This is a genomic window from Streptomyces gelaticus (assembly GCF_014649535.1).
In the GTDB taxonomy this organism is placed as follows: domain Bacteria; phylum Actinomycetota; class Actinomycetes; order Streptomycetales; family Streptomycetaceae; genus Streptomyces; species Streptomyces gelaticus.
On sequence record NZ_BMTF01000014.1, the window covers coordinates 16,948 to 34,815 of the forward strand.

13 protein-coding genes and 2 pseudogenes are annotated in these 17,868 nt (G+C 68.4%); 5 read left to right on the forward strand and 10 right to left on the reverse strand.

What is annotated here, in order from left to right:
* Positions 1 to 4: 4 nt before the first annotated feature.
* The 3 genes from IE107_RS20340 to IE107_RS20350 are packed head-to-tail and all read right to left on the reverse strand — an operon-like array spanning position 5 to position 3,703.
* A complete protein-coding gene (locus IE107_RS20340; protein WP_189545257.1) occupies positions 5 to 994 on the reverse strand; it encodes an AAA family ATPase in 990 nt (329 codons plus the stop codon).
* Complete coding sequence (locus IE107_RS20345; protein WP_189545258.1) at positions 991 to 3,216, reverse strand: VMAP-C domain-containing protein; 2,226 nt, start codon at positions 3,214 to 3,216, stop codon at positions 991 to 993. The genes IE107_RS20340 and IE107_RS20345 overlap by 4 nt, the downstream gene beginning before the upstream one ends.
* A gap of 1 nt (position 3,217) precedes the next feature.
* Positions 3,218 to 3,703 carry a trypco2 family protein gene (locus tag IE107_RS20350; RefSeq protein WP_229867119.1) on the reverse strand — a complete coding sequence of 162 codons (486 nt, stop codon included), beginning with the start codon at positions 3,701 to 3,703 and terminating at the stop codon, positions 3,218 to 3,220.
* A gap of 748 nt (positions 3,704 to 4,451) precedes the next feature.
* Here IE107_RS20350 and IE107_RS20355 point away from each other — a divergent pair.
* The gene (locus tag IE107_RS20355; protein ID WP_189545259.1) at positions 4,452 to 6,044 is read left to right on the forward strand and encodes a hypothetical protein; all 1,593 of its coding nucleotides are present in this window, start codon (positions 4,452 to 4,454) and stop codon (positions 6,042 to 6,044) included.
* A gap of 710 nt (positions 6,045 to 6,754) precedes the next feature.
* Here IE107_RS20355 and IE107_RS20360 read toward each other — a convergent pair.
* The 3 genes from IE107_RS20360 to IE107_RS20370 form a co-directional block, all read right to left on the reverse strand.
* Entirely contained in the window at positions 6,755 to 7,318 is a 564-nt protein-coding gene (locus tag IE107_RS20360) for a hypothetical protein (RefSeq protein WP_189545260.1), read from the reverse strand.
* 498 nt (positions 7,319 to 7,816) lie between these two features.
* Positions 7,817 to 9,037, reverse strand: a complete 1,221-nt coding sequence (locus IE107_RS20365) for an FAD-dependent monooxygenase (protein WP_189545261.1) — start codon at positions 9,035 to 9,037, stop codon at positions 7,817 to 7,819.
* Positions 9,034 to 10,431, reverse strand: a complete 1,398-nt coding sequence (locus IE107_RS20370) for an MFS transporter (protein WP_189545262.1) — start codon at positions 10,429 to 10,431, stop codon at positions 9,034 to 9,036. The genes IE107_RS20365 and IE107_RS20370 overlap by 4 nt, the downstream gene beginning before the upstream one ends.
* 270 nt (positions 10,432 to 10,701) lie before the next feature.
* On the opposite strand from IE107_RS20370, the gene IE107_RS20375 reads away from it, so the two are divergent.
* Together IE107_RS20375 and IE107_RS35085 are read left to right on the forward strand one after the other, a co-directional pair.
* A complete protein-coding gene (locus IE107_RS20375) occupies positions 10,702 to 11,349 on the forward strand; it encodes a TetR/AcrR family transcriptional regulator (protein ID WP_189545263.1) in 648 nt (215 codons plus the stop codon).
* Between the two features lie 64 nt (positions 11,350 to 11,413).
* Positions 11,414 to 11,563, forward strand: a pseudogene (locus tag IE107_RS35085) (IS21-like element helper ATPase IstB); the annotation flags it as partial.
* Between the two features lie 91 nt (positions 11,564 to 11,654).
* Here the strand turns inward: IE107_RS35085 and IE107_RS35090 are convergent.
* Positions 11,655 to 11,852, reverse strand: coding sequence for a hypothetical protein (locus IE107_RS35090; RefSeq protein ID WP_229867137.1), 198 nt, complete (start codon positions 11,850 to 11,852; stop codon positions 11,655 to 11,657).
* Positions 11,853 to 11,915: 63 nt separating this feature from the next.
* On the opposite strand from IE107_RS35090, the pseudogene IE107_RS36160 reads away from it, so the two are divergent.
* Positions 11,916 to 12,272, forward strand: a pseudogene (locus IE107_RS36160) (hypothetical protein); the annotation flags it as partial.
* Here the strand turns inward: IE107_RS36160 and IE107_RS20385 are convergent.
* Entirely contained in the window at positions 12,260 to 13,594 is a 1,335-nt protein-coding gene (locus IE107_RS20385) for a GH1 family beta-glucosidase (protein ID WP_189545264.1), read from the reverse strand. The pseudogene IE107_RS36160 and the gene IE107_RS20385 sit on opposite strands and share 13 nt — an antisense overlap.
* Before the next feature lie 61 nt (positions 13,595 to 13,655).
* Between IE107_RS20385 and IE107_RS20390 the strand changes: the two genes are divergently transcribed.
* Positions 13,656 to 14,291, forward strand: a complete 636-nt coding sequence (locus IE107_RS20390; RefSeq protein WP_189545265.1) for a TetR/AcrR family transcriptional regulator — start codon at positions 13,656 to 13,658, stop codon at positions 14,289 to 14,291.
* A 138-nt stretch (positions 14,292 to 14,429) separates the two neighbouring features.
* On the opposite strand, the gene IE107_RS20395 is transcribed toward IE107_RS20390, so the two are convergent.
* Positions 14,430 to 15,692, reverse strand: a complete 1,263-nt coding sequence (locus tag IE107_RS20395; protein WP_189545266.1) for an MFS transporter — start codon at positions 15,690 to 15,692, stop codon at positions 14,430 to 14,432.
* Positions 15,689 to 17,749 carry an alpha-galactosidase gene (locus IE107_RS20400; protein WP_189545267.1) on the reverse strand — a complete coding sequence of 687 codons (2,061 nt, stop codon included), beginning with the start codon at positions 17,747 to 17,749 and terminating at the stop codon, positions 15,689 to 15,691. Before IE107_RS20400 ends, IE107_RS20395 begins: the two co-directional genes overlap by 4 nt.
* Positions 17,750 to 17,868 lie beyond the last annotated feature (119 nt).

The following is a 17,868-nucleotide window of genomic DNA, read 5'->3' on the forward strand; positions in this document are numbered from 1 at the left end:
GTTGCTACACCGTCCTGCCGAGCCGGTGCAGTACGGCGTTCAGCAGTCCGCCGGCGTCGAGATCCACCCCTCCTTTGCGGAGGAACACCGCGTTGAGCAGCTGGTCCGTGGCCAGCTCGCCGGGCGCACGGCGCCCGAGGAACTCCCGGAGCAGGTCGTCGACGTCCTGCAGGGTGCCGGCTCCGAGATGGGCCTCGACGATGCCGCGCAGTGTCTGTTCGTCCGGCTCGGGCAGATCGAGTCGGATACATCGCCGGAGAAATGCGGGAGGAAACTCCCGCTCGCCGTTGCTAGTGATGATCACGACGGGGAACTCCGCGCAGCGGATCCGGCCGCGTACGACGGGGATCCGTTCGTCGGGGTCATCGGTCAGCACCTTGACCACGGACTCGTGGTCTGTCAGCCGGGCGAGTTCCGGCACCTCGAACTCGCCTTCCTCAAAGACGTTCAGCAGGTCGTTCGGCAGGTCCACATCGCCTTTGTCCAGCTCATCGACAAGCAGGACCCGGGGCCGGGCGCGCGGTACAAGTGCCGTGCCCAGCGGACCCAACCGGACGTAGCTGCCGATCCCGGGCTCGGTGGCGCTGGGGTCACGGCTGTCATGCCTGTCACGGTGCAGGTTCGCTTCGCGCAGCCGGCCGACGGCGTCATACCGGTACAGGGCCTCCTGCAGGGTCGAGCGGCTGTTGATCGGCCAGTGCAAGACGCGGCCGAGGTCCAGTTCGTGGGCGACGGCGTGTGCCAGGGAGGATTTGCCGGTGCCCGGATACCCCGACACCAGCAATGGTCGGCGCAGGAGGATAGCCGCGTTCACGACATCTGCCTCGGCGGAGCCGATGAGATAGGGCCTCGGCGGAGCGAAGACCTCGGCGGGCGGATTGAACCGACGCCATGGCGGTGCTTCGGGGAACTCTACTCGGCGGGTTGTTCCGTCGCCGCGGAAGAGCCGCCACCCGTCGTTCGGAGTACTCCTTGTGATGTCTTCCGTTGTCATGAGGGAGCGGTTCCTTCCAAGGCGGCTGGATCGAGCAACTGCAGGCCACTCAACGGGAACGAGTCCATGTCCTCCCACACGAGTGACGGCCGGGCCGGATGCCCTACAGGGTCGCCGTAGGCATTCCCCCGGTAACCCCAGACACGTTCGGGTAGACCGGTCACTGGCCCATTGGGTTGCAACGGGTCGAGCTGGGAGGCGTGCCCGAACGTTTGGGCTGCTCGGTCCCAGAGCACCACGGGGACGCCCAGCGCGAGGCACACGTCGAGCAGCCGGGCGCATTGTTCAGGAGGCCCGTGCAGCACGACCTGGCGGGTGTTGCGGTGACTGGTCTTCAGCAGCAGAGCGACCTGCTGCTCGGTGCCGCAGTCGCTGTCGACGACGAGGGGCGTCCCGTGCCCGCTCTGCCAGCGACGGCGCTGCGCGTCGTCTCGATTCCTCACCAGGGTGCTCATCTCAGGGCAGCTGAGCGTGAGCTGGAACTCGGCACCGAGCGGCACACCTTGATCGAACATGTTCTCGGGTCCCGGGTTCCACTCGTCCACGGGCAAGTGCAGTCCCGCCCGGTCCACGACGACGCTGACGAGGGGGACGCGGTCTTGGCCGTCACTGGACTGGACGTCGTGGACGGCGTCGCGGACGACCCGTGCCACCTCCTCCGCCGTCAGCGGGCGGTCCGTGACAGAGGGGAGCGGGGCCGGCGGGCTGTCCGTACGGAGGAGCCAGACCTTGCATCGGTACCAGCCCTCGGGATCACCGTAGCTGCGGCTCGCCTCCACCAGTACGCGGGACACGGGTGCGGGGCGGTGCGCTGCCCATCGGCCGGCATCGGAGCGACGTTCCGCGAGTGCCGAGGGATGGATTCCGAGCCGTTCGGCAACACGGTTGTTCCACTCCCGCAGCGTGGTCAATTGCCGCTCGTCCACGGCTGCGGCGACGTACTCGACGAGATGCAACAGGGCAGGAACCTGCGGTGTGCCGTCGGGCACTGGAGCGCTGTCTGAAAGGGCCTCCAACTTCTCGACAGCACATTCGAGATCGTCGGAAGACAACCGGACCGGACGCAACACCTCGGGCAGCGGCGTGAACCGCAGTGCCGACCGCGCCGCGCGTGGCACCAAGGCGGGATCGTCTTCCACGATCCCGCGTAACTCGGCCATCAGCCGCTCGTGTTCGCCAACCGACAGCAGCGCACTGCTGCCCAAGACCCGGCCGCGCGCGAGGAGGCCGGTGAGTTCCGCCCGCACAGCCTCGTTCTTGACGCCAGACGTCGAAGCGAGCGACTCGCTGAGGGTAGCCAGCGCCCGCGGGTGCTCCGACAGAAGGGGGATGAGATCCGGAACGGACGGTGAGTAGCCGTCGGGCACAGAAAAACCGAGCCGCTGCACGAGCGTCCGCGCATGGGCCACACACAGAGAAGGGTCCTCGAGCAATGCCCATAGCGGGCGCAGGAGGTCTTCCTCTGCCTGCGTAAGTGTCTGCGGGGCGGGCGGCCTGCTGAAGAGGACGGCTTGTCCGGAATATGCGCTCAACTTCGACGACAGTGCCGCACTGATGTCGATCAGCCGAGGCGAGCAATCGCCGTATCTCTGCAGGAGATCCACGAAATGCGGGTCGTCGGCGAAGGAGCGAACCGGGCAGGCGTGCAGACGGCGGTTCTCGAAGGCGTCGTCATCGTGTATGACCACTCCGACGAGATGGCCCTCGCAGAAAACCGCGCTGCCGGATGCTCCAGACCACGCCTGCTTGCCGTCCGCGCGCTTCCCCGGCGCCGGGTCCTGGTCCAGGACGTACAGATCCCGGGCGTCGGCACCACCGGCCAGCGGAGGTAACACTCCCCTCAGATGCTCGACGCTGCGTTGCCCCTCTTTGACAGTTGCCAGGGGATACCCCAGTGCCTCGTAGCGCAGTGGAGCGCTGCCGACTGGGCGGCCCCACTGCACCGTCCCGGAAACCTCGACCGGGTCCCCCAACCGCAGCAGAGCGACGTCACGACCTTGGTCAGGCGCCCACAGCACGGTCGCCCTGCGGGGCGATGCGTCGGAATCCCGAGGGTGTCCAACTTGAACATTGATCTTCGACCACGGCTCACCACTGCTCTTGTCCACCAGGACATGCCGGGCAGTGAGCACCAGACGAGGCGCGATCAGATAGCCAGTTCCGACGCAGTGATACTTGTCGACATCACCACTGCGGATGAGTGCCAGCCTCCGCTGGTCCAACTCAATCCTCGTCGGCCCAGGACCCTGACACGTCCTGGCTGATCTCGGGGTTTGAGCCCCCTGCGGCACGGTCCTTGACCTGCAGTTTCAAAGTCAGTTTGTGCGTGCGAGCGGTGGAGTGCTCGCCGCTCGCGCCTATCGTCGCCACGCCGAAATTCAACTTGCCGTCGCCCTTGAGCCCGTCCCTGAGCTCGAGAAGCAGCTCCAGATGGACTTCCTCGACCTGAAAGGCGAACTGCTGCCCGGCGCTCTGAACCTGGGCCTGGTACAACTCCTCCCGCAGCTCTTCGATGGCCGCGGCCAGCCCGATGGTCGACATTCCCGCCCCCGTAACCACTCTTGCTCCGCTCGCGCCGATCCGCGACAGCACTGCCACGTATCGGCAACGCGTGGGCGGCAACACAAGCGTGTTGAGCTGCCAACGGCATACCCAGCGGATGATAGCGATTTGTCTGGCGATCAGTCCATACAGCTCGTAACCCAGCATGATCGATGCTTCTTGAGCCGTCGCCGGCAGCTGAGGCCGCAGCCAGGGGGCGTTCTTCCCATTCCCCGGGCACGCACCTCGATGTCGGGCTCGACCTGAAGGAGCTCACATACCGACTCGGTGTCGCCAATGCTGCTCACACGCAACAGGGTTGTAGCTCTCATGCGAACGCTAGCAATCGGGCACGTCAACCTCGGTCATGGGGCGCTGCTGCCGCTCGATGTACTGCTTCACGACGGTCGGCGGCGCCGGACTCGGCGAAGGCCTGAACCTCTTCGGCGTCGCCGGAAGCACGCTCAAGCGGGCCGTCCAAGACGGTCTGCCCCTCCAGGCCGAGCATGCGATCCCGCCCTCAACCGCCGGATTCCGCACCCCGACGGACGCGGCCCCCCACCTCGACACGTACAGCAGCTTGCCCCCAAGGAGATCAAACCCGCATGTTGATTCTCTGCGAGCCCCTGGACACAACAACAATGCCATATCTGTTCGATTTTCGGATGGAGTGCCGCGCCGACCCCCCGCGTAAACCACGAGAAGGAGCAAATCGAGAACGTGATCCCTCAGTGCCATCCACGCCCGCGACGCATAGACCGTCCTGAGAAGGATCTTCGCTGTGCGAGGCTACGAGTCTGCCGCACGTACAGGGCGAGTTCACCGATTTTCGCCCCCTGTGCCGCATACGCTGGGCCCGCCACGATGGCAGACGGCGCGTGGCGGCCAGGGACGCGAAAGCGGGAGGGAGAACGGGATGACCGAGGTTGCGGGGAGCGAACTGGATGAGCGGGTGCCGGGACGCCGGTGGACGGTGCGTCTGGACGCCGTCGGCCGGGGCAGTACGGCGGTGCGCATCTCGTGCAGCCGACCCGCCTGTACCGATCAGCGTCTGCCGTCCGCGGCCGCCGGCCGTGCGGCCGCGGTCGCCCACCTCAAGGCCCACCTTCGCGCAGCCCCCGCTCCCAGGGCCGGGGCGTACTGCGCGTGCAGGGCCGAGGGCTGCCACACTCATCTGCCCGACACCGGCCGGGATGCGCGTGCCGAACCCTGGCGGTGCGGCGGGCCAGTCGTCCTGGCCGTGGTCACCGACCGGGAAGGACGCTGGTGGCAGGCCACGGAGTGCTGCTCACGGTGCGCAGCCGCCACCCCCGGAGCGAGGACCGCAGCCACCTCCCAGGCCCCCGCCTCCCCACACTCCGAACCTCGGGTTTCCGTAGCCCCGCGCGCGGGCGCGCCGCAGTTCTCCGACCGGCAGGTCGCGGCCGGGACGGGGGTGCCGGCTCCCCGTTCCGCACCGGTGCGGCGTCGTCCACGGCAGGCGAAGATTGCGCAGCGCGTCATCCCGCACGATCTGCGGCCCGTCGCCCTGCGGGACGAACTCGTCGAACTCGGTGACCTCTTCCGTGACTACCAGAAGCGCAGCGAGCCCGATCTGGCGCTCCTGGCCGATCTCCACACCCGCAAGGCGAGCGCCTTCGCGGCGTGGGCCGAGGCCACTGGCGACACCCGCCTGCGACTGGACGCCCAGCGTGCTGAGCAGGCCGCCGCAGCCGCCCGCCTCCAGCACCAGCAGCGCACCGGCCACACGGCGAGCGGCACCGAGCCGGACGGCAGCGGCCCGGCCGTGGCCCGCCTGTTGATCGGCCCCGCCCAGTGGGACCACGCCCGGTCCGTCCTGGCCCACGCCACCGACACTGCCCCGTTGCCCGGTCCGGAGGTACGCCTGCTGGTGGTGATGCTGACTCTGCGCGCCGCGCGCACCGGCACGGGCAACCTCGTCGGCCAGGACCTCACCGGACTGGGCCTGAGCGAGCCGGAAGCCCTGATCACGCAGCTGGCCGACTCCGACTGGCTGCGCCTTCCCGGAACCCCGGCCGAACTGCTCGCTTCCCGGCCCGAAAACCCCACCCCCATCACCATCCCCTCCCTGGTTCCTGACGAGGACAAGCCGGGACCGTTCACGTTCGGCAGGAAACTGCGGCCCAAGCTCAGCGGATGGGCCCAGAGAGTCGTCCTGGACAAGAAGCTCCGCAAGGCCAAGACCACCGCCGGCACCCGGCTGCTCGCCCTCGTCCTGGCCACCCACAGCTCCCCTGACGGACGACTTGGCTCCGGCGACCAGGGCATCGACCTGGACCACCTCGCCTCCTGGTGCGCCGTCGACCCCGGCGAACTGGCTTCTCTGGCCGACCGGCTGGCCGCAGCGGACTGGCTCACCGAACCCGCCCTCACCACCACCTCTCTCACTGGCCGACTGACCGAACGGGTTCTCCCGCTCACCTGCCCCCTCACCTGGCCGGGCCGGACCGAGGCTCGAGGTACAGCACTCGTCCGAGTGAACCCGTGACGGTGTCATCCGCGTTGGCCCGTGGGCCCGCTGGATGACGGGCGGCATGGCCCGAGGCAAGCCACGTTCCAGCCGCCGCCCGATCCGGCGTACTGGAACGCAAGGAGCATGGCATTGCACCGGCCCGCACCGCCGAGATCACTCTCAGCAGCTCGTCGGTGTTCGTTGGCGTGCCGGGATCGGGACGGGGCACGTCAGGAAGGCACTGGCGTGAGCAGCCGCTCCACGTGGGAGTCCCTCAAACTCCCCTACTGGGCCGAGTACAGTGCAGAGTCCCGCCGCGCCCGCCTTAGAACCAGCTGCCCATGCCAACTGGCTTGGCGAGGTTGGCGCCGTCGTCAGCCACGGTGAACTGCGCATCATCAACCACTCCTGAGGGTGACGGCGCCCCTGGTGGGCGGCAGCGCCGGGCCAGTACTTGCCCCGCCGGCCTGGTGATCGAGGAGGAGGGCCAGTCGATGAGTGAGTGGGCACGTTACGGGAACCACGGGAACTACGGTTCTTGATGTGGCTGGTGATCGCGGTCGAGGTGTCGGTGTACCTGATGTGGCTGGCCAAGGTCGGCCACCGAACCGAACAGCAGCTCCCCCGCGGCGACGTCGCGCAGTGGGCACCGCCGGTCCTGCTGCCACTGGCGACCGCGCTGTTCTGCGTGGCGGCGGGCTGGGCGTGGTGGGAATCCGTGGTGGCCCATATCGCATGGACCATGCCTACACCTCGACGTCAACTCTGGGCAGCGCCACCGGAATTCGGCCGGTGGCCACCCAGGACCTGATGATCGGCTCCGCGGGCGATCCGAAGGCGCCCGCCAGCAGGATGTGCAGCAGGAGCTCGGCGGCCGTTGCGAACAGCACCAAGGAGGAATCCTGGTCGTAGCCCGCCCGGTCGATCACCAGCCGTCCGGCCGGCAGCGCCCCACTGTTGAGGTCTGCATGCAGACCGGCCTCCGCAGCGTGATCCAGCCCTTCGGGTAGGCCCGGCAGCAGCGTACCGTGCAGCATCCCCTGCTGTGGCGTAGGCCGGACCGTCTCCCAGTGCCTGACCCGCCAGGCCAGTCGGTCCCCTTCTCCCGGCACGAACTCACCACCCACCAGAGCCCTGAACTGCGCACCACCGTGGTCTTGTTGGAGCTCCAGAACCGAGCGGGACCGGACGCCTGTGGTGACAGGGCGCGCGAGGGCCAGCCCGCTGACCTGGCGCTTGCCCAGAAGGCTGAACTCACGGCGGTCGTCGTCGACTGCCGCGCTTCGGGCGGACATCCTCACCACAAGCACGCAGAACTCCTCCGTTTCACGCAAGACCCGAATCAGCGACGCGAGCGCGCGTTGCGCTCACGTGATCCGCCGGACAGAACCTAGCCCGGTGGCGTTCTCATCTCCAAGCCAATGCCACCGCTGGGCATACTCAGCGACGCAGTCGCCCGCCGAATAAAGAGAATCGCTGAGAAGCCGACGCAGGAAATGATCAAGGCGAGAAAATAGGGAACAAGTTCCCACGCGATGGTCTACATCAAGCCTTTTTGAAAACGCCGGAAATTAGCAGTCTGAGGGGGGCCACCGCGACATGCCGCTTACTTCCGTTCACTTTCCTGCTGACGTCCCAGCCGCGGTCAGTCATGCCGACCCTCCCGACCGCCCGCATCGACAGCGACTGGAATACGCCAGGGCAGACTCGTAACCCTGATCACCTATGTCTCCTTTGCCCACCCGAGCACCAGCAAAGCGAGGGCTCCGCGATCAGCGCACCCACCGTCACCAGCTCTGGGGCCGGGCTCACGTCATGGGCATGAATTCGGGCAGGGTGAGGGCCGAATGGGCCGGTCGTCCCTGCGTGGAGGGCATGGCACTGAGATTGCGCAGCATGTCGTTGCGCCGCTCCAGGGCCTGAGCGGTGGTCGGGAAGAGTACGGCATCGCCCTCTCCGACCTGATCCTGGTTCAGGGTCACAAACTCACGGGTGTTGTGTTCGTAGGCAGCGAAACCTGCGGCGTGGTCCCGGTCTGCCAGGGAACCGGCGAGCATGTACGCGCCGACGAGCGCGAGACTGGAACCCTGTCCGGTAAGGAACGAGGGCGAGTACGCGGCGTCGCCCACCAGCGCGACCCTGCCGCTGGACCAGCGGGGCACGCGGATCTGGCTGACCACGTCGAAGAACAGGTCGTCCGCGTCGCGCATGGCGGCAACCATGCCCGGGACCTCCCATCCCGCGTCGGCGAAGACCGCGGCGACCAGGTCCCGTTGGGCTTCCGGGTTCCGGAACGCGTGGAACGGCGGTTCCGGGTGGGCGAAGTTCAGGAAGGCGTGCACCTCGTCGTCGTCCCCGACGGCGTAGAGTGCCGCGGCCCTGCCCGGGGTGTTCCACAACGTGGTCTCGCGGCAGAGCCCGAAGGTGTTGCGCATGGTGAATCCGGCGAAGCAGTAGCCGAGGTACCGGTGGAACTGCGCTTCGGGGCCGAACAGGAGCTCGCGGGTACGTGAGTGCAGGCCGTCCGCGCCGAACACCATGTCGAACGTACGCCTGCTGCCCCCGCGTAAGGTGACGTCGACCCCGTGACCGGACTGTTCGAGGGTGTCGATGGAGTCGTTGTACAAGAACTCCACGTCGTCACGGACCGCCGTGTGGAGAGCGTCGGTCAGATCCCCGCGTCGCACCTCCAGGTCCCGTCCCGCGACGCCGCCGGTGACGGTATGCGGGTTGACCGAAGCCACCTGACTGCCGTCCCCTTCGAGGAAGGTCAGCCGGCGCAGGTCGATGTGCATGTCCTGCAACCGCGGCAGGATTCCCATCCTCCGGACGACCTCCAGTGCGGTGCCGCGCACGTCGATGGGATAGCCGCCGTCACGCAGTGTGCGCGCCTTCTCGACCACCGTGACCGCGAATCCGTAGCGGTTCAGCCAGAACGCGAGGGCGGGCCCCGCGATGCCGGCCCCGGATATCAGGACCTTGCGCCTCGGCGTGGTACGGATATCCCTCAACACATCGGTGTGGGTCATTCCTTGACTCCATTGCTCATGGTTCGGGCGACAAGCAGGGACAGCGCCGTAACGGCACCGGCCATGACAAAGCCTGTGACGAAGGCCGATTCGGCCGGGACATCCGACCCGGCAGGGGTTTTGGCGGTGAGGATCGCACCGCTGACCTGCGCACCCACGGCGTAGCCGAGCACACGCGTCACCAGGACCAGACTGGTGGCGATGCCCGTGTCACTTCGATCGACGGATATGGCGGTGCTGGTCACCATCGCCGTGACGCACAGGCCGTTGGCGAGCGCGATCATCATCTTGCCGATGACGAGGTGCCAGACCTCGGTGTGCAAGGCTGCCAGGGCGATCAGGGCGGCGACCATGATGACGATCCCGGTGGTGACCACGGCGCGCGAGCCGAAACGCCGCGCCCCGATCCCACTGATCGGCCCGGCCAGCGACGCGGCCACGGCGCCGGGCAGCAGGAAGAAACCGATCTCGGTGGCCCCGGCCCCGAATCCGTACTCGTCGGCGGGCACCGCGAACAGTTGCGGGACGAGATAGACCGCCACCGAGGTGCCGGCGCAGATCACGAACGTCAGCACACACGACTTCCACACCGCAGGCCGGGCCAGCATGCGCAGGTCGACCATCGGCGAGGCCGCACGACGCTCGACGGCTGTCCATCCGGTCACGAAGGCGGCCAGGACCACGATGAGGGCGCCGAGCACGCGTGGCTGCGAGCCGATGTCGGGCGCCAGGGCGAGCACGAGCATGAGCGTGACCAGCATCCCGCTCAGAAGAAGCAGGCCGGGCCAGTCGACCCCGGCGTCGTCCGACCGGCCCGGCGGATCGTGCGGCATCAGCCTGTTGACGAGCATGGTGGCCCCGATGACCGCGATCGTCGGCAGTGCGAACATCCAGTGCCGGGACAGCCCTTCCGCCACCGGCCCGGCCGACAGCGTTCCCGCCATCCCGCCCCCGACGAACAACCCGCTGACCACCCCGATCGCCACCTTCGACTCTCCTGCAGGGAGGTGTTCGCGCACCAGGATGAACGACAGGGGCAGCGCGCCCACCATTGCTCCCTGCAGTACCTGACCGAGCAGCAGCACCGGCAGGTTCGGCGCCAGGGCGGACACCAGACCACCGGCACTCACCACCGCCATCAGCCGGATCAGGACCCGTTTTCCGCCGTAGCGGTCGCCTAATCTGCCTGCGACGGGGGTGACGAGCGCGCCGGTGATGAGGAGCACGATGCTGAGTAACGCCCCTTCGGCGGGACTCATGTCCAGCTCGCGTTGCAGGAGCGGGAGCGTCGGGGTCACCACCGATTCCAAGGCACCGGTGGCGACTGCCAGCATGCCGAGAGCCCCGACAGCGGCCTTCCCGATGCGAACCGGGGGAGCCAGAGTTGCGGTCATGGACGTCCTTTCCGTCATTGCCGGGCGAGCAAGGGGTCGGCCGTAGGCGTAGTGCTGCCGCTTTGCCGGGCCCGGCGGCCATCACGCGGGGCGCAGTGTGCATGGTGCTTTGTGGACAGGTCCGAGGTCGTCCGGAGAGGTGAACCCGGGGAAGCGGCACCCGAGGTGACGCATGCATGGCTCCCCCAGGAGGGGCAGGTGCACGACTGCGACACCCTCCGAGCCATTATTACACTACACCGTGCAGTGTAGAACCGTTACGATGTTCCCATGCCGACCACGAAGACACCGACGACGAAGACACTGCGCGAAGGGTCCGCACGGAAACGGGCCGCCATCCTCTCGGCGGCCCGGGAACTGTTCCTCGCCGACGGCTTCGACCGGTCCAGCGTCGACGCGGTAGCCGCCCGGGCCGAGGTGTCCAAGCGGACGGTCTACGACTACTTCGGCGACAAGCAGACACTGCTGCGAGCAGTCGTCGATGCCATCGGCCAGTCACTGATCACCACGATCCGACGCACCCTCGACGACACCCTCACCGACCTCACCGAGACACCCGACCTCGAGAACGCCCTGGTCACGTTCTCGATGCGCATCTCGACCGACATGCTCGGCTCAGCGGAGTACGCAACGCTGCAACGACTGGTCCGGGCTGAATCCGGCCACCTGCCGCACCGGGGATACAACTCCATGGCCGACACCCCCGACGAGGCCCTTGCCGAACGGTTCGCCGCCTTCGCCGCGGCCGGGCTGCTCGACGTCCCCGACCCCCGACTCGCGGCCGACCAGTTCATCGCGCTGACCTTCGGCGTCGCGCTGGACAGGCTCGGTTCCGCGAATGCCGAGGAGGACACCCGCGTCCGGCCACTCGTCGTCGAGGGAGTGCGGACCTTTCTCCGGGCGTACCGAACCGTGTAGGGCTGGGGCAGCACGAAAGCCGGTTCAATCTCGGGGACACAACGAAGCGCCTCACAGCGCACCCTGGGTCAAGACCTTCACCGACCGTTGCCTCTGCTCGGCCATCGTCGACCATCTCACCTTCACTGGCACGATCATCGAGACCGGAACCGATTCCTACCGCCTCCCCGGCACGCGGGCCCGAGCCGAAGAGCCTGCCGCCGCGGTCGGTTGAGCCCTGCGGGTTCCATCTCAACGGCTCGCCGCCCGCGAGGGCGGCGAGCCCGGCCTGTCCGGCGCGAGGCCCTCACCTCACATGCATTCCTCTAACGGCTGCGGGCGGCATCGACGTCCAGGGCGAGGACCTCGGCCGGGGCGGTGGGTGCGCAAAGGCACGGGCGGGAGCAGTTGGTGTCCGTGCAGCAGTGGCTGCTGGAGAACACCTTCGGGATCCAGGCGGCCAGCGAGGAGAAGCGGCGGGTGGCAGGGCTCGGCAACCGCCTGCGGCTGCCGGTGAGCGCCATGCTTCACGCGCCCGCCGTGATGCGGCCGCGGAAGGTCTTGACCACGTCACCTTCGAGCAGGGCGACGCGCAGGTGCACGCGTTCCCCGACCGCGGGTTCGATGTCCTCATCAGCCGTGGCGGTGTCATGTTCTTCGCCGACCACGTTGCAGCCTTCACCCATCTCGGGCGCGCGCTCGTACCGGCCGGCCGCCTCGCGTTCCTCGGCCCGCAGCCGGCGGGCCCGGACAGCGCCTACGCCCGGGCAACCGCCGCACTCTCGCCGTTCCTGCGCGAGGCATCCCCCGCTTCCAGGGGTATGGGGGTCGCTCCTCGACCCCGACGTTCCTGCCGATCGGCTCGGGTGCGAGTCCGGCATCCGGGATCGGCCGGAGCGCGTGCGGAATCCGTGCGAGTTCGGCGGGCGGCTCAACCGCGCTGAGCGCGGATGAGGTCGCGGTACCACGCGAAGGATGCCTTCGGGGTGCGGACCTGGGTGTCGTGGTCGACGTAGACGAGACCGAAGCGCTGGTGGAAGCCCTCGGCCCATTCGAAGTTGTCCATCAGGGTCCAGGTGAAGTAGCCGCGCACGTCCACGCCCTGGGCCACCGCGGCGTCGACGGCCTGGAGGTGGGTGTCCAAGTAGTCGATGCGGTCGAGGTCGGGAACGGTGCCGTCCGCGGTGATGACGTCCTCGACCGAACAGCCGTTCTCGGTGATGTAGACCGGCGGGAGTGCCGGGTAGCGCTCCTTGAGGCCGACGAGCAGTTCCCGCAGGCCGTCGGGGACGACGGGCCAGTCGAAGGCGGTGCGGCGGTAGCCCTCGATGGGGGCCTCTTCGAAGGGCAGCCCCTCGGACGCCGGCGCCTGGATCCGGGTCGGGTTGTAGTAGTTGATGCCGAGCGCGTCCAGGGGGGCCGAGATCAGTTCGAGATCGCCGTCCTGGACGGAGCCGCCGAGAGTGGCGTCCGCGCCGAAGGCCGACAGGTCGGGGTAGGCGCCCGTGAGGATCGGGTCGTTGAACAGGCGGTTGTGCAGGTTGTCATAGGCCTGCGCGGCGGCGCGGTCGGCGGGAGCGTCCGAGGCGGCCCAGACCGGGGTGCAGTTGTTGGCGATCATCGCCTGAAGGCCGCGTGCCCGCAGCTCTCTCAGCGCCAGGCCGTGGCCGAGCAGCTGATGGTGGGCGACCGGCAGACAATCCAGGAACAGGGTGCGGCCCGGCGCGTGGATCCCGAGGCCGTAGCCCCAGACCATGTGGATGAACGGCTCGTTGAGTGTGATCCACTTCTGGACGCGGTCGCCCAGCTTGTCGGCCATGATGGCGGCGTACTCGGCGAAGCGGTGCGCGGTGTCGCGGTTCAGCCAGCCGCCACCGTCTTCGAGGCCCTGCGGGAGGTCCCAGTGGAACAGGGTCGGGACGGGTTCGACGCCGCGTGCGAGCAGGCCGTCGACCAGGCGGTCGTAGAAGTCCAGGCCCTGGGGGTTGACCTCACCTTCACCGGTCGGCTGGATCCGGGGCCAGGCGATGGAGAAGCGGTAGCCGGTGAGGCCCGCCTCGGCCATCAGCGCGAGGTCCTCCTCGTACCGGTGGTAGTGGTCGCAGGCCACGTCACCGGTGTGCCCGTCGCGGACCGTACCGGGTCGGGCGGTGAAGGTGTCCCATACCGACGGTCCGCGGCCGTCCTCCTTGGTGGCGCCCTCGATCTGATACGACGCCGTCGAGGCGCCCCAGATGAAGTCCGCGGGCAGATGGTCCAGTGTCACACCCAACCTCCTAAAACATGAGTGGGGCTCATGTTAGTCCTTCCGATGGGATGATGGAAGCGTGAATCAAGATCGCACCGCAGGGACGCTGCGCCGGCTGCCGGTCCAGAAGCGCAGCGTCGAACGCTTCGAACGGCTGCTGGACGCCTGCGCCGAACTCCTGGACGAGGTCGGCTATGCCGCGCTGACCACCAAGGAGGTGGCCCGCAGAGCCGAGGTGCCCATCGGCACCCTTTACCAGTTCTTCTCCGACAAGGAGGGGCTGATCGGCGCGCTCGCCGCCCGCAATCTGGAGACCTTCTTGGAGCGGGTCGCGGCCCGGCTGGAACACGAGGAACCCGAAGACATCTCGGGCATCGTGGATATGACCGTCGACGAGTTCGTCACCATGCGCCGGACGATCACCGGTTTCGGCGTGGTCGACTTCGGCGCGGCGGGACAGGACCACACTTTGGAGCCCGCCCTGGACAACAACACCGCGGTCGCCGAACGGCTGCGCGCACTGACCGCCACCCTGACCGGCGCCCAGGGCAACGCCGAACTCGAGATCGCTGTGCGGGTGGCCCTGGAGTGCGCGGACAGCGTGCTGAAACTGGCCTTCCGTACCGATCCGCAGGGCGACTCGCAGCTGATCGCCGAGTGCAAGCGAGTCCTCAACAGCTATCTGAACGATCGAATCCGGCCCCTTGGCAACTAGTGCCGCATCAGACTGCGTTCGCCCCGTCGTGACGCATCGTCCGAAAGCGCGAACGACTGGGGCCGCCCGGGCGTTGTCGTGGTCACATCGAGCGAATCACCGACGTGCTGCCGGAAGGCACCGCCACCCTCCTGAGCGCTAATGGACGCTCTTGACCTTCCATACCAATACCGCGCCCAGCGCGGACATGGCAGCGGAGCAGAGGAAGAGCGAGCGGTAGCCCCCGGGACTGCCGAGCACGATCGAGGCGATCGGCGGAGCCAGAACGTAGGGCAGGGAGGTCATCAGGTTGGCCAGGGCCATGTCCTTGCCGCGGTCCGCCGAGGCAGGGAGCACCTCGGTGACCAGGGCGGTGTCGACGGCCAGGTACACGCCGTAGCCCAGGCCCAGGATGACGGCTGCGACCAGCGTCATGGTCCACGTGGGCGACAGCGCGAGTGGGATCGCGGCGACGGCCATCGTGACGCCGCCGAGGAAGACCAGCATGCGGCGCTTGCCCAGCTTGTCGGACAGCCAGCCGCTGAGGACGACCGTCGAGATCGTGGCCAGGCAGTTGACGCCGATCACGATGAGCAGGCCGTCCTCGGTGGACTGGCCGGGGAACAACTGCTCGTAGTGCAGGACGTCGTCCAGGAAGTACGGCATGTAGAGCGTGCCCAGGCCGTAGCCCAGCCCCATGATGAACCGGGAACTCATCGCCCAGACGAAGCCGGGGTGCTCGCGCGGGCTTATGCGGTAGCCGTCCAGGAAGGTACGCAGCGAGAACGGCTCGCGGTGCCGGCGGGGAAGCGGCGGGTCCTTCATGGCGGTCGCGAACAGCAGGATCAGCAGCGGCAACGAGGCCATCAGCAGGTACTGCGCGGGGAAGCCCGTGACCAGCCCGAGCAGCAGCCCGCCCGCGATCATGCTGCCGGCCTGCGGGGCCATGGCCCAGCCCAGCACCACACCGCGCTGTCCGACCGGGACCCGGTCGGGCACCACCGGGGAGAGCCCGGCACCGATGACCATGAAGGAGGCGGACAGCACGAGAGAGCCGAGCGCGACTCCGGCGACCGTCGTCTGGACGCCGATGCAGGCCAGCGCCGCCATGCAGACCAGCGAGCCCGCGATCAGCCACGGTCGGCGGCGGCCGAGCCGGCTGGTGGTGCGGTCGCTGAGCGCGCCGGCCAGTGGCGCGATGACGATTCCCGAGATCGCGCCCATCATGCTGACCCAGGCGTAACTGCCGACCTTCCCCGCCGGGTCGATCTGGGCGATCTGCGCGGGTATCAGGAACGTGGTCGGCGCCTGCATCGGGACGAACATCCCGATGTTGGCCAGGACGTACAGGGCGATCCAGCCGGAGCCGACCTTGCGGGTCGGCTCGGCGAGAGCCTCGGGCCGTTCGGGGGCGAGGGTCATCGGGGCACTCTCTTGAGGTGGATGAGCTCGCTCGTCCAGTCGAAGGACAGCAGCGGCGGGAGACCGTGGCTGAGCAGGACGGCGCCCTCGTACACGGCGCCGGTGGCCTCGTCCTGGTAGCGGGCATCGGGGTCAAGGCCCTTCAGGCGGGTACGGGCAGCCGTGCGGGTCAGCGCAGACGGCTGGAACTGGAAGACGACGACCTCGTCCTCGGTGAGGTACTGCACGGCGTGGTGCTCCAAGCGGTACTGAACGCCGCCGTGCACCACGGGCCGGATCCTCTTGTACTGCTCGACCAGCATCCGGGACCACGCCAGATCCTCCTCGCTCCAGTTCCGCAGGTCGCCGCCGATGCCCATCGCCCCGGCCATCGAGACATGGAAGCGGTACCGGACCGAGGTCGGGCGGGCGGTGAAGCTGTTCGGGCTGTCGGTGACCCAGGCACCCATGGTCCGGGCGGGCAGCAGCTGGCAGTGTCCGTGCTGGATCGCGACCCGGTCGGCGGCGTCGGTGTTGTCGGACGTCCAGACCTGGTCCGCGTAGGCCAGCACGCCCAGGTCGGCCCGGCCGCCGCCGCTCGCGCACGACTCCAGGTACAGGCCGGGACGCGCGGCGCGCAGCTGGTCCATCACCTCGTAGACGCCTCGCGTGTGCCCGATCCAGACCCGGTCGGGATCGGAGGCCCCGGGCTGCCCTGCCTCACTGAAGGGCCGGTTCATGTCCCATTTGAGGAAGACGACGTCCAGCTCGGTGACGGTCCTGACCAGCCATTCGACCGCCCATTCGCGGACATCGCGGCGAGCGAAGTTGAGCACGTGCTGGTTGCGACGCTGCGTGCGTGTACGGCCGTCCTGGCAGAGGATCCAGTCAGGGTGCTCACGGAAGAGGTCGCTGTCGGGGTTGACCGCCTCGGGCTCGACCCACAGGCCGAAGCCCATGCCCAGCGCGCGGACACGGTCGGCGAGCGGGCCCAGGCCGTCCGGGAAGCGGTCGGGGCTGGGCCACCAGTCGCCGAGCCCGGCCATGTCGCTGGTGCGGGCGCCGAACCAGGCGTCGTCCACGACGAAGACCTCGACGCCGAGACCCGCGGCCAGCTCGGCCAGCTCGGTCTGCTGCTGCTCGGTGATGTCGAACTCGGTCGCCTCCCACGAGTTGAAGATCAGCGGGCGTTCGGCCGGCCGGGCGGGCAGCACCTGGTCTTCGACGTAGGCGTGCCAGCGGCGGCTGGTGCCGCCGAAGCCGTCGGGGGCATACAGCCCGGTGAAGACGGGGGTCTCCAGACGCTCGCCGGGGAGCAGCTTCCAGACCAGACCCTCGTGGCCGAACCCGCCTGTCCAGGAGGCGCGGCCGTAGGGGTCGCGGCGCAGCGTGATCCGGCGGCTGCCGCTCCAGGCCAGGGCCGCGCTCCAGACCTCGCCGTGCTCCTCGGCGGCGTCATGGGCGTCGAGCATCAGCCAGGGTCCGGCGTGCTGTCCCGTGATGCCGAGGCGGCTGGTGAACACGGTCTCCCCGACGGGCACCCGGTCGCGCTGGAGCTGGAACTCCCGGCCCCACTCCCCCACCACATGGCTGACCCGGTAGTCGTCGCGGGCGGGTAGCGTCCAGGCGGCGGAGTCGAACCGCAGGACGTCCACCGGCTCCTCCGCATTGAGGACGGCCCAGCGCTCGATCTGGTCATGGCCGTCCCGGATCCGGTAGTGCAGGTCGAGACCGAGGGAGCGTACACGGTCGGTGAAGGAGAGCGTGAGCCGGTCGTCCTCGACCGTGTGCGAGACGAACCGCCACTCGAAGCCGCGGACGGCGTCGTCGAACCGGACGGTCAGCGACGGCGCCCCGAAGCGCAGGCCGCCCTCGACCGCGTACTCCTCACCGCCGGGGTCGTCGCTGCCGGGGTCCTCGGTCGGCAGGTCGGCCGCGATCGCGACGGCCTGCTCCAGGGTCAGCGGCCGGCCCCAGTGCACGTGCCGGGGGACGTCGTCGGCGTCCAGCTGGAAGGCGTAGGAGGTGCCGGGGGTACTCAGCAGCCACAGGCGGGCTTCGGAGTGGTGAGTGATCACGCGGATCCTTAAATGTGAGCTCGGCTCATGTTCTGCTCATACGTTAGGCAAGCGAGCCCGCAACGCCAACCCCCTGACGGGGCCTATCGAAGATCGCTCCAGCGTGGCCCTCGCACGTC